The sequence below is a fragment of the Micromonospora sicca genome (genome assembly GCF_003172935.1).
Lineage (GTDB): Bacteria > Actinomycetota > Actinomycetes > Mycobacteriales > Micromonosporaceae > Micromonospora > Micromonospora sicca.
The window spans coordinates 60003-71182 of record NZ_QGKS01000181.1 but is presented as its reverse complement, the minus strand read 5'-3'; the positions used below and the strand labels follow the sequence as shown (position 1 = coordinate 71182).

Here is an 11180-nt window from a genome sequence, read left to right as displayed (position 1 = left end):
CCAACCTCCTCACCGCCGCCCCCACCGCACGCGACACCGGCCTGCGCTGCTGAGCCTTCACCGGCCCCACCCCCAACCCCCTCGCCGAGCTGTGCCACGACGTGCTGGCGGTGCCCTCGCCGGACAGCCAGGTGGTGCAGGAGCTGCACCTGGTCTCCACCCACCTGCTCTGCGAGTACGTCGACCAGGCCCTGCCGCTGGTCCGCCAGCTCCCGACGATGTCCACCGCGGCGCCCCGGACGGCGACCTTCGCCCCGTGGCGCGGGCGAGACGGCGCGGACCGGAACGGGCGGGACGGCGCGGAGCGCGGCGGGCGGGACGGCGCGGACCGGAACGGGCGGGACGGCCGCATCCTGACCGGGGTCGCCCCCGGCCTGCCGACGCACGGGCTCAACGGCCACGGAAGCAACGCACAGGGCCCGGACGCCCCCGGCGCGAACGGCCACCCGTCCCACGGCCTTGGACCGAACGGACCCGGACCGAACGGACCCGGACCGAACGGACCCGGACCGAACGGACCCGAGCTGGACGGCCACGGCCGCAACGGGCACGGGTCCACCGGCACCGGGTGGGCGGAGTCGTGAGCGGCCCGCTGGTGGTGGTCGGCGATGCGCTGCTGGACCGGGACGTCGCGGGAGCGGTCAACCGGGTCTGCCCGGACGCGCCCGTACCGGTGCTGGACGAGCGCGTCACCACCGACCGGCCCGGCGGCGCCGGCCTGGCCGCGCTGCTCGCGGCCGCCCAGGACACCGAGGTCGCGCTGGTCACCGCGCTCGCCGACGACGCCGGCGGGGCGCGGCTGGCCGACCTGCTCGCCGAGGCCGGGATCGAGGTCTACCCGATGCACCTGCCCGGGGCGACCACCGAGAAGATCCGGTTGCGGGCCGGCGGGCAGACCCTGCTGCGGCTGGACCGGGGCGGCGACCCGCAACCGCCGGGCGAGCCACCCCCGGCCGCGCTGGACGTGCTCACCCGCGCCCGGGCCATCCTGGTCAGCGACTACGGGCGCGGGCTGGTCCGGCAGCCGACGCTGCGGGCGGCGCTGGCCGAGGCGTCCGCCCCGGTCGTCTGGGATCCGCACCCACGCGGCCCGGCCGCCGTGGCCGGGGCCCGGCTGGCCACCCCCAACGTCGCCGAGCTGCGGCAGCTCACCGGCGACGCCGGGGCCGGCCCGGCGCTATCCACCGCGACCCGCGCCGGGCACGAGCTGCGCCAGCGGTGGCGGGTCGGCGCGGTCGGGGTGACCATGGGCGCGGACGGCGCGGTGCTCTGCCACGCGGGCAGCACCCCGCTGGTGGTGCCGCCACCGTCCGCCCTGGACCGGGTCGAGGACACCTGCGGCGCCGGGGACCGGTTCGCCGCCACCGCCGCACTCGCGCTCGGCGACGGCGCGCCGGTCTCCGAGGCGGTCGGCGCGGCCGTCGCCGCCGCGTCCGCGTACGTCGCGGCGGGCGGGGCGGCCGGGCTGCACCGCGCGCCGGAGCGGCAACCCGTCCTGGCGGCGGCCCGCACCGCCGAGGAGCTGGTGGCGAAGGTACGCGCCGACGGCGGCACCACGGTCGCCACCGGCGGCTGCTTCGACATCCTGCACGCCGGGCACGTCGCCACCCTCCAGGCGGCCCGCCGCCTCGGCGACTGCCTGATCGTCTGCCTCAACTCCGACCGCAGCGTCCGTGGCCTGAAGGGGCCGGAGCGCCCGGTCAACCCGGAGGGCGACCGGGCCCGGCTGCTCGCCGCGCTGGACTGCGTCGACGCGGTGGTGGTCTTCGACGAGCCCACCCCGCACCAGGTGCTGGCCCGGTTGCGACCCGACGTCTGGGTCAAGGGCGGCGACTACGCCGGCGAGGAGCTGCCCGAAGCGGACCTCGTGCACCGCTGGGGCGGGCGGGCCGTCACCGTCCCCTACCTGGCCGGCCGGTCCACCACCGGCACCATCTCCGCCGCGCGCCAGCGCGGCCTCCACCTCGTCAAAGGAGCGGTTTGACATCCTCCTCCGCCCAAGGGCGGGAGATTCCAGTGGTCACCCACCGGGTTTCCTGCTTCGTCGCCGACTGCCGCTTCCGGGAGGACTCCCGTTGAGGTCTCACACCGGCTCCACAGGCCGACACCGCCAGCCCGGCGGCCAAAATGTTGCGTGCCGCGTTCACATCACGGTCGTGGACACTGCCGCACCGGCACACCCACGACCGCACGGCCAACGGCATCTTCTCGGCCAGCCCGTGGATCCGCGCAACCCGCAACCGGGCCTTCCCCCGGTTTGCGGAACCTTTCTCCTGACGCGCCAGGTCCCGCTGCGCCCTGGCCAGCCGCTTCCGGTCGCGGCGCTCGTGTCGCGGGTTGGCGATTTTTTCCCCAGTGGACAGGGTGAGCAAGTGATCCAGGCCGGCATCGATCCCGACCGCTGCGGCCGTCACCGCGGCAGCTGGGATCACGTCGTCGCACAGCAAGGACACGAACCAGCGTCCGGCGGCGTCCTGACTGACGGTCACGGTGGACGGCTGCGCACCGTCCGGCAGCGGACGCGACCAAGCAATCTGCAAGGGCTCGGCCATCTTGGCGAGGGTCAGCGTGCCGTCGCGGTAACGAAACCCGCTGGCGGTGTACTCCGCCGACCGACGCGACCTCTTCTTCGACTTGAAGCGCGGATAGCCGGCGCGGCCAGCGAAAAAGTTCGTAAAGGCGGCCTGCAGGTGCCGCAGCGTCTGCTGCAGCGGCACCGACGACACGTCATTGAGGTAGGCCAGTCCGTCTGTCCTCTTCCAGGCGGTCAGCATGGCCGAGGTCGCGTTGTAGTTGACCCGCTCCTGCCGCAGCATCCACGCCTCGGTGCGCGCAGACAGCGCGAGGTTGTAGACCTTGCGCACGCACCCGAACGTGCGGGACAGCTGAACAGCTTGCGCGGCTGTGGGGTAGAAGCGATACCGAAAAGCTCGCTTCACACCGACGCCACACCTCACAACCTAGCAAGCATGTGTTACAGCATCACGCCCGAATATTGCGACGCCCATTCGCCCTGACGGCGAATCGGCTTTCCCTGTCCTAAGGGGCGGGAGTTCCCGTTCCGTCCCTGCCTGAAGGCGGGGTATCCACGGAAGGAATCTGATGAACGGACACGCAATCCTCGTCACCGGCGGGTCGAGCGGCCTCGGCGCGGCGGTGGTGACCGCGGTGGCCAAGGCCGGCGGCCGGCCGTACGTGCTGGACCGACAGGCGCCGGCCGAGGGGGTGCCCTGGGTCGAGTGCGACCTGGCCGACACCCGGGCCGCCGAGGCGGCCACCCGACAGCTCGCCGAGCAGGCCGGCGGCCTCGACGGGGTGGTCACCGCCGCCGGCATGGACGTACCCGGCCCGCTCGCCGACGTCCCCGGCGAGACGTGGGACCGGATCGTGGCGGTCAACCTGCTCGGCACCGCCGCGGTGGTCCGGGCGGCGGTGCCGCACCTGGAACGCTCGCACGGCACGGTGGTCACCGTCGCCTCCACGCTGGGCGTCAAGGCGGTCAGCGACGCCACCGCGTACTGCGCGGCGAAGTTCGGGGTGGTCGGGTTCACCCGGGCGCTCGCCGCCGAGCTGGCCGGAAAGGTGGGCGTGACGCTGCTGATCCCCGGCGGAATGCGGACGGCGTTCTTCGACGACCGGGACGAGCGGTACAAGCCCGGCCCGGACGCGGTCCTCAACGACCCGGCCGACACCGCCGAGGCGGTCCTGTTCGCCCTGACCCAACCGGCCGGCTGCGCCGTCCGCGAGTTGGTGGTCTGCGCCGAGCAGGAGTCGTCGTACCCGTGATCCTGGTGCTCAGGGCGCTCGGCGTCGGCGACCTCGCCACCGGGGTGCCGGCGCTGCGGGCGCTGCGCGCCGCGTACCCGGGCGAAGAGCTGGCGTTGGTCGCGCCGTGCTGGTTGGCGCCGCTGGTCGAGCTGGTCGGCGGCGTGGACCGGCTGGTCGAGGCGGACGGGCTGGGCCACCTGGCGTGGCCCGGCCCGCCGCCGGAACTGGCGGTCAACCTGCACGGCCGGGGCCCGCAGTCGCACCGGATGCTGGCCGGCGTCCGGCCCCGCCGGCTGCTCGCCTTCGCCAACGCCGAGGCCGGGCACCTCGACGGCCCGGGCTGGCGGGCCGACGAGCACGAGGTCGACCGCTGGTGCCGGCTGCTGGCCTGGTACGGCATCCCTGCCGACCGCACCGACCTGGCGCTGCGCCGGCCGGAGCCGGGTCGGCTGCCGACCGGGGTGAGCATCGTCCACCCGGGCGCGAAGGCGACCCAGCGGCGCTGGCCGCCGGCCCGGTTCGCGGCGGTGGCCCGGGAGCTGACCGACCGGGGCCACCGGGTGGTGGTGACCGGCGGGCCCGGCGAGCGGGGCATCGCCGAGGAGGTGGCCCACCGGGCCGGGCTGCCCGCCGACGCCGTGCTGGCCGGGCAGACCGACCTCGGCGAGCTGGCCGCGCTGGTCGCCCACGCCCGCGTGGTGATCAGCGGCGACACCGGAGTCGGCCACCTCGCCACCGGTTACGCCACCCCGTCGGTGCTGCTCTTCGGGCCGGTGCCGCCGGCGCAGTGGGGCCCGCCGCCGGACCGGCCGTGGCATCAGGCGCTCTGGGTGGGGCCGCGCCGACCGGCCGACGACGGCGGCCCGCACCCGGCGCTCGCGGCGCTGGACGTGCCGACGGTGCTCGCCGCCGTCGAGCGCAGCCTCCGACCGCCGGACGGGCCGCCGTCCACACCCCTGCTACCCGCCGGTAGCTTTCGGCCGTAGGCTGAGCCGGTGAGCGGGGAGCCGGAGTACAGCCAGGAGTTCATCGACGTCGACGGCGCCCGGATCGGCGTGCAGACGTACCCCGATCCGGACGGCGAGCCGGATGCGCCGGTGGTGCTGATCTGGCCGGCGATGGGCGTGCGGGCCCGCTACTACCGTCCGTTCGCCGCGGCCCTGCGCGCCGCCGGCCTCGGTGTCGTCGTGGCCGACCTGCGTGGCACCGGCGAGAGCACCCCCGCCCCCAGCCGGTCCTGCCGCTACGGCTATGCCGAGCTGGCCGGGGACATCGCCGCCGTGCTGGCGGCGCTCAAGCCCCGGCTGGACGGGCGGACCCGGGTGCTGCTCGGGCACTCCCTCGGCGGGCAGGCGGCGGTCCTGCACCAGGCGCTGCACGACGCGGACGTCGTCGACGGGCTGGCCCTGGTGGCCGTCGGCCTGCCCTGGTGGCGCCGCTACCCCGGACCGCGGGGCTGGGGGGTGCTGCCGTACACCCAGGGGATCGCGGCGACGGCCCGGCTGCTCGGCGTCTGGCCGGGCTGGGGGTTCGGCGGCCGGCAGGCACGCGGGGTGATCCGGGACTGGGCGTACACCGCGCGGACCGGCCGCTTCCCGACGCTCGACGGGGTGGACGCCGAGGCGGCCGTCGGGTCGGTGCGTACCCCGGTGCTGGCGGTCAGCGTGGACGACGATCAGTACACCCCGCACGCCACCCTCGACCACCTCTGCGCCAAGCTGACCGCCGCGCCGGTCACCCGGCACCGGTACACGGCGGCGGAGGCGGGTGCGGCGCTGGACCACTTCACCTGGGTCCGCGCCTCGACGCCGCTGGCCGCCCGGGTGGCCGGCTTCGCCGCCGGGTTGCCCCGCCGCTGACCGCCGCCCGGTCCGCCCCCGGCACCTCCCGTTCACGCCCTGCTCGCCCCGTCCTGTCCGCTTCTCCGGCGTCCCGGCGCCACCTGCCTCGACACCAGCGAACCGCGGTGCATAGCGGCCCGGATGGTGGGTATGCCGCACCGCTCGAAAACCGCGGAGGGGGATCCAGATGTCAGAACGGCACACCGCACTGCGCTCGATGCACGACCTGGGCCTGGCGGCCTGGTTCGGCGGCTCGCTGATGGGAGCGCTTGGCGTCAACGGCGCGGCGGCACAGGTCAACGATTCGACGCAGCGGCTGCCGGTGGCCTCGGCGGGCTGGGCCCGGTGGACCCCGGTGAACGCCGCGGCGATCGGCGCCCACCTGGCCGGCGCGGTGGGTGAGCTGGTCACCGAGAGCCCACGCATGACCGCCCAGTCCGGGGTCGCGAAGACGAGCGCGGTGAAGACCGCACTGACGGTCGGCGCGCTCGCGGTGACCGGGTACAGCCGGTTGCTCGGCATGCGGTTGCAGAAGGCGGGCGGCCCGCCCGTCGAGGGGGCCACCGAGCCGAGCTACCAGACGCCGGCGAACGTCGCCTCCAGCCAGCGGCAGCTGAAGATGCTGCAGTGGGCGATCCCGGCGCTGACCGGCGCGCTGGTGGTGGTGACGGCGTACATGGGCGAGCAGCAGAAGCCGGGGCAGGTGTTCCGGGGGATGCTCGGCCGGGCCGGCGGTTTGATGGCCGCGCCGAAGGCGATGGGCAAGGTGGCCGGCATGGCCACGGCCAAACGGCAGATGGCGATGTCGGGCCGCTGATCGGCCGGGCCGGACGGCCGGCAGCCCCACCGGGACGCCGGCCGTCCGGCACTACGCCGCCGTCGGCGATTCGCCGCCGAAGGCGGGCGGCATGACCGGCGCGGTGGCGGGCAATCAACGCGGCAGGGGCTGACCGACCAGGCGAGGTGGCCATGACCAGGAACGACGGACCGGCAACGGGTGGCGAGCGGCGGGGGCCGGAGTCGGCCGAGCCGTGGGGTACCACGGACGGGTTCGACGCCGACCCGCCGTGGGGCGCGGGCGAGGACTCGCCGATGGACGAGGGCAGCGAGGAGAGCGCGGTGCCCGAGGGCCGGCGCGGCGAACGCCGGGCCGGCGCCCCGACCGCCGACGGGAAGCCGGCCGGGCGGCACGGTTTCGGCCCGGTTGAACCGACCCGTACGGCGGAGGCGGGGCCCGGCGCGCCGCCCGACCCCGCGCCGAGCGCACGCACGTTCCCGGACGACCGGGCCGGCGAGGACCTGCCGGACAACTCCCTGGAGGAGTCGACCGGCATGCGCCCGGAGGGGGTCACCCGGCGCGGCTGAGCGGACCCGGAACACGCAACGGCCCGACCGCACCAGGCGGTCGGGCCGGGTCCGGGCCGGCGACCCCGAGCGCGAGGAAGACCACGAGGGTCGGCAGGCGCGGTCAGGAGCCGGTCCCGTCCTCCCCCGGCGTCCCCATCGCGGACGGCTCGGGCTCGTGCTCCGGCGCGGGCGGCTCGGTCACCGGGTGGCCGGTGTCGTCCACCAGGCCGGGCGCCATGCTGCCGCCGTGCGCCTCCTCGGCTTCCCGGGTCGCCCGGGGGTCCCGGTCGTCCGGCCGGCCCGTCGCCGCCTCGTCCCGCTGGCTCACGCGCTCCCCTTCCGTCGTGCCTCGGCTCCGCCGGTACCCGGCCCGGGACCGGGGAAACCTCGGGCGACGGCGTCAGGAGGCGGCGGCCCGCGCCCGGGTGACGTCGACGCCGAGCAGTCCGGCGAGGCGGGCCGCGTCGCGCTGGGCCTGGTCGCCGCAGCAGTTGTTCATCAGCGCGTGCAGCTCGGCACACTGGTCGGCCAGCTCGGTGAGCAGCACCGACCAGCGCCGCAGCTCCTCGTCGCCGTAGGCGTACCGGAACCTGTCCTGCTTGTCGCCGCTCTCCCAGGCGGCGCTGTGCCCGTGGAACCGGACGACGGCGAGGTCGGCGGTGGCGACCAGGATCGGCGGCACCGAGGAAGCGTGCCCCTGCGGCATGTCCACGCAGACGTAGGTCAGCCCGTGCTCGCGCAGGAAGGTCACGGTGTCCACGACGGTGTCCTCCGTGAACCAGGACGAGTGCCGCAGCTCGACGCTGACCCGCCACGGTCGGCACCGCCGGGCCAGCTCGGCGATCCGCCGCTCGGCCGCCGCGCTCCGGGCCAGCCACGGCGGGAACTGCAGCAGCACCGCGCCGAGCCGGTCGGCCGCCGCGATCGGCGCCAGCGCCGCCCGGAACCGGTCCCAGAGCTCGTCGTACGCCCCGGCGGGCAGGTCCCGCCAGCGGATCCGGCTCGGGCCGCCGGCCGGGCGCAGGTCCCGCGGCAGCGCCGCCACGGGCGTGTGGTGGCCGGTGAAGAGGCTGAACGCCTTGACGTCGAAGGTGAAGCCGGGCGGGGCGGCCGCCACCCAGCCCTCGGCGGTCTCCGGCGGCGGGATCGCGTAGTAGGAGGTGTCCACCTCCACCAGCGCGAACCGCTCCGCGTACCAGCCGAGCCGGCCGGCCGGGGTGTTGACCGCCCGCGGGTACCAGCCCGAGCGGACCAGCTGCTGGTCGGCCCAGGACGAGGTTCCCACCTTGACTACACCCATGTAGTTCAGTGCACCGCGGGCCGGGCGGATCGGCAACCGCTGGGAACGTGCGGGCGTCCGCCGTGGAGTGACGCGGGACTGTCGGTGGCCGGCCATATCGTGGTCGCAGTCGTCAAGGAAGGGCAGACATCATGAGCGTTTCCGAGCAGGTCGTCACCGGTGAGCGGGCGGATCTGCTCGCCACGCTGCGTCGGCACCGCGGCTTCCTCCGGCAGACGGTGGACGGGCTGACCGACGAGCAGGCGGCACAGCGCAGCACGGTCAGCGAGCTCTGCCTCGGCGGCCTGATCAAACACGTCACGATCGTCGAGCAGCGGTGGATGCGGTTCGCGGTCGGCGGCGCCGAGGCCATGCGGAGCCAGCCGGTCGACTGGGCGGGCCAGTTCCGGATGCAGGAGGGCGAGACGCTCGCCGGCCTGCTCGACGAGTTCGACCGGGTCGCCCGCGCGACGGACGAACTGGTGGCCACGCTCGACCTGGACACCGCGCACCCGCTACCGACCGCGCCCTGGTTCGAACCGGGCGCGAGCTGGTCGGTGCGGCGGGTGCTGCTGCACCTGATCGCGGAGACCGCCCAGCACGCCGGGCACGCGGACATCCTCCGCGAGTCGATCGACGGGGCGAAGACCATGGGCTGAGCCCAGGGGCACACGGCCCGTTGCCGCGCGGGGTGATCGATCTCACCTGCGGAATCGGGGGCGTACGCAGGGTTCCCATGTGACGTCGCGTCGAGCGACGGCGCTGAGGGACACGAGATGAACGCACACCGCATGGACCAGGAGGCCGTCGAGCGACTGCTCGTCGGTCCCGTCGCCGACCCGCCGGATGGTCCGGAGGCGCTCGTCCGACTACTCACCGCCGTCCGGGCCGCCGCCCGCCCGCACGAGCTGGCCGGCGAGCGGGTCGCCCTGGAGGCGTTCCGAACGGCGCGGGCGGGTTCGGTTCCGGGGCCGGCCGCCGGCCCCGAGCGGCGGATCCTCGCCGGGCTGCTCAGCGCGAAGGTCGCCCTCGCGGCCCTGCTGGCCGCCACCACCGGCGGCGTGGCGCTGGCCGCGGCCACCGGCGCCCTGCCCGGATCCCGGAGCGGCGCCGACCACACCACGACGCCACCGAGCGCGAGCGCTGCTGGGCGTCCCACGCCGACCGGCGGCCCCACCGTCTCCCCCACCGCAGCCGGCGGCCCGTCCGACCCGGCGACGGCCTCACCGGCCCTGGTCGGGCTCTGCACCGCCTACCGGGCCGAGCAGAACGGCAACCGCCACCGGATGCTGGACAGCCCCCGCTTCGCCGAACTGCTCTCGGCTGCGGGGGGACGCGAGAAGGTGCCTGGTTACTGCGATCGGGTGCTCGACGCTCGGAACAACCCGGGCGGCCGGACGGTCAGCCCGAGCGGCAAGACCGGCGGCGAACCGACCGGCCAGGTCACCGGCCGACCGGACCGCGCACCGTCCACGCCGGATACCCCTGGGGACCCGACCGGGCGGCCCACCAGCCCGTCGGGGAACCTGCCGGCCTCGACCGGCCCGACCTCGCGCTGAGCCGAGGCGGGTCGGCCGCCCGTCCTGCGGGCAGCCGACCCGGATGCTGCGGCTCCTCCTGCCAGTACGGCCGAGGATCAGAAGGTGGCGACGTTCAGGAGCTTCTCCTGGATCCCGTCGGGGTCGCCTGCCGGCCAGCTGTAGCTGGTCGTACCGGCCGACTGGAGGGCCGACTTGACCGCGCTGGGGCTGGCCGTCGGGTGGGTCGCCTTGTAGAGGGCGGCGCCACCGGCGGCGTGCGGGCTGGCCATCGAGGTGCCGGAGATGGTGTTGTAGCCGCCGCCCTTCCAGGTGGAGTAGATGCAGACACCCGGGGCCATCAGGTCCACGTCCGCGCCGAAGTTCGAGAAGTCGGCGATGGTGTCGTCCACGTCGCTGCGGCAGGTGGCCGCCGCGCCGCCACCGGGCAGGCCGTTGAAGTCGGCGAGCGCGCTGACGGTGATGACCTCGTCGTACGCGGCCGGCACGTGGTTGGCGGCATTGTCGGTCTCGTTGCCGGCGGCGACGACGTACGTCACACCGGCCGCGACGGACCTGCAGATGGCCTCGTGCATGGCGTCCTTGTTGCTGCCGCAGGCGCTGTCGGAGCCGGAGCCGCCGAGGCTCATGTTGGCGACCTCGATCTCGCTGGCGTGCGCGGTCACGTAGTCGATGCCGCAGATGATGTCGGAGAAGGTGCCACTGCCGGCGTTGTTGAGCACCCGGACGGGCCAGAGCCGGGCACCCGGCGCCATGCCGACCACACCGACGCCGTTGTCCAGCGCGCCGATCGTGCCGGAGACGTGCGAGCCGTGGCCGTTGCCGTCGTTCGCGCTGGTGCCGGTGGAGCAGTTCTTGGCCCCGGCGGTGTAGACGTTGAGATCCGGGTGGGTGAGGTCGATGCCGGTGTCGATGACCGCCACGTCGACGTTGACCCGCTCGTCCACGCCGTTGATCTTCGCGGTCGGGCTCAGCTCGGCGTCGGCCCGGTTGATGCCGGTCGGCGTCGTCTGGGCGTCGGCGGTCGCCACCCCGTCGGGCTGGACGAAGAGCACCCGCGAGTCTCGGGCGATGCGGGCGGCGGCCGTCGCGCTCATCTGGGCCGAGTAGCCGCGCAGGGCGTACTGGTAGATGTGGCCGAGGCTCGCGCCGTTGGCCCTGGCCTGCTCGGTGGCGACCGACGACGAGTTGGCGTCGGAGCGGAGGACGACGATGTAGGCGGTCTGCGCCTCGGCGCGCGGCGCGGCGTTGGCGCCGGTGGCCGAGGCGGCGACGACGATGCCGGTGAGCATCGCGACGCCCAGTGTCTTGCGCATGGGGTTCCTCTCCACGTGCGGTAGGGGCGGTTGGCCCATGCCGAGGTTGTCGCAGCCGGCGGTGCCGGGCCAGGGTGCAAAGCTATTCGTT

General features: G+C 75.0%; 12 protein-coding genes and 1 pseudogene. 9 read left to right on the top strand and 4 right to left on the bottom strand.

What is annotated here, in order from left to right; genetic code table 11:
• Both DKT69_RS10705 and rfaE2 read left to right on the top strand, forming a co-directional pair.
• A pseudogene (locus DKT69_RS10705) lies at positions 1–203 on the top strand (phosphoheptose isomerase); the annotation flags it as partial.
• A 392-nt stretch (positions 204–595) separates the two neighbouring features.
• Entirely contained in the window at positions 596–1984 is a 1389-nt protein-coding gene (rfaE2, locus tag DKT69_RS10695; RefSeq protein WP_201749573.1) for a D-glycero-beta-D-manno-heptose 1-phosphate adenylyltransferase, read from the top strand.
• Here rfaE2 and DKT69_RS10690 read toward each other — a convergent pair.
• Positions 1968–2939, bottom strand: coding sequence for an RNA-guided endonuclease InsQ/TnpB family protein (locus tag DKT69_RS10690; protein WP_109801404.1), 972 nt, complete (start codon positions 2937–2939; stop codon positions 1968–1970). The genes rfaE2 and DKT69_RS10690 overlap by 17 nt on opposite strands.
• 163 nt (positions 2940–3102) lie before the next feature.
• Here DKT69_RS10690 and DKT69_RS10685 point away from each other — a divergent pair, with 163 nt between their 5' ends.
• The 5 genes from DKT69_RS10685 (at position 3103) to DKT69_RS10665 (ending at position 6974) form a co-directional block, all read left to right on the top strand.
• Complete coding sequence (locus tag DKT69_RS10685; RefSeq protein WP_109801403.1) at positions 3103–3786, top strand: SDR family oxidoreductase; 684 nt, start codon at positions 3103–3105, stop codon at positions 3784–3786.
• Positions 3783–4754, top strand: a complete 972-nt coding sequence (locus DKT69_RS10680) for a glycosyltransferase family 9 protein (protein ID WP_109801402.1) — start codon at positions 3783–3785, stop codon at positions 4752–4754. The genes DKT69_RS10685 and DKT69_RS10680 overlap by 4 nt, the downstream gene beginning before the upstream one ends.
• A gap of 9 nt (positions 4755–4763) precedes the next feature.
• Positions 4764–5627: an alpha/beta hydrolase family protein gene (locus DKT69_RS10675; protein WP_109801401.1), complete on the top strand. Its 864-nt coding sequence runs from the start codon at positions 4764–4766 to the stop codon at positions 5625–5627.
• A gap of 169 nt (positions 5628–5796) precedes the next feature.
• Positions 5797–6426: a hypothetical protein gene (locus DKT69_RS10670; RefSeq protein ID WP_109801400.1), complete on the top strand. Its 630-nt coding sequence runs from the start codon at positions 5797–5799 to the stop codon at positions 6424–6426.
• 152 nt (positions 6427–6578) lie between these two features.
• Positions 6579–6974, top strand: a complete 396-nt coding sequence (locus tag DKT69_RS10665) for a hypothetical protein (RefSeq protein ID WP_109801399.1) — start codon at positions 6579–6581, stop codon at positions 6972–6974.
• Between the two features lie 103 nt (positions 6975–7077).
• Here the strand turns inward: DKT69_RS10665 and DKT69_RS10660 are convergent, their stop codons facing one another.
• Both DKT69_RS10660 and DKT69_RS10655 read right to left on the bottom strand, forming a co-directional pair.
• The gene (locus tag DKT69_RS10660; protein WP_109801398.1) at positions 7078–7284 is read right to left on the bottom strand and encodes a GTPase activator; all 207 of its coding nucleotides are present in this window, start codon (positions 7282–7284) and stop codon (positions 7078–7080) included.
• Between the two features lie 72 nt (positions 7285–7356).
• Positions 7357–8256: a DUF72 domain-containing protein gene (locus tag DKT69_RS10655; protein WP_109801397.1), complete on the bottom strand. Its 900-nt coding sequence runs from the start codon at positions 8254–8256 to the stop codon at positions 7357–7359.
• A 131-nt stretch (positions 8257–8387) separates the two neighbouring features.
• On the opposite strand from DKT69_RS10655, the gene DKT69_RS10650 reads away from it, so the two are divergent.
• Both DKT69_RS10650 and DKT69_RS10645 read left to right on the top strand, forming a co-directional pair.
• Positions 8388–8894 (top strand): DinB family protein, encoded by a 507-nt coding sequence (locus DKT69_RS10650; protein WP_109801396.1) that lies wholly within the window; start codon positions 8388–8390, stop codon positions 8892–8894.
• Between the two features lie 117 nt (positions 8895–9011).
• Positions 9012–9794, top strand: a complete 783-nt coding sequence (locus DKT69_RS10645) for a serine/threonine-protein kinase (RefSeq protein ID WP_146231028.1) — start codon at positions 9012–9014, stop codon at positions 9792–9794.
• 77 nt (positions 9795–9871) lie between these two features.
• On the opposite strand, the gene DKT69_RS10640 is transcribed toward DKT69_RS10645, so the two are convergent.
• Positions 9872–11089, bottom strand: coding sequence for a S8 family peptidase (locus tag DKT69_RS10640; protein WP_109801394.1), 1218 nt, complete (start codon positions 11087–11089; stop codon positions 9872–9874).
• Positions 11090–11180: the final 91 nt, after the last annotated feature.

Coding starts and splice junctions, on each gene's coding strand:
- DKT69_RS10645 (WP_146231028.1), top strand. CDS start 9,012: ATGAACGCACACCGCATGGACCAGGAGGCCGTCGAGCGACTGCTCGTC.
- DKT69_RS10655 (WP_109801397.1), bottom strand. CDS start 8,256: ATGGGTGTAGTCAAGGTGGGAACCTCGTCCTGGGCCGACCAGCAGCTG.
- DKT69_RS10685 (WP_109801403.1), top strand. CDS start 3,103: ATGAACGGACACGCAATCCTCGTCACCGGCGGGTCGAGCGGCCTCGGC.
- DKT69_RS10650 (WP_109801396.1), top strand. CDS start 8,388: ATGAGCGTTTCCGAGCAGGTCGTCACCGGTGAGCGGGCGGATCTGCTC.
- DKT69_RS10670 (WP_109801400.1), top strand. CDS start 5,797: ATGTCAGAACGGCACACCGCACTGCGCTCGATGCACGACCTGGGCCTG.
- DKT69_RS10640 (WP_109801394.1), bottom strand. CDS start 11,089: ATGCGCAAGACACTGGGCGTCGCGATGCTCACCGGCATCGTCGTCGCC.
- DKT69_RS10665 (WP_109801399.1), top strand. CDS start 6,579: ATGACCAGGAACGACGGACCGGCAACGGGTGGCGAGCGGCGGGGGCCG.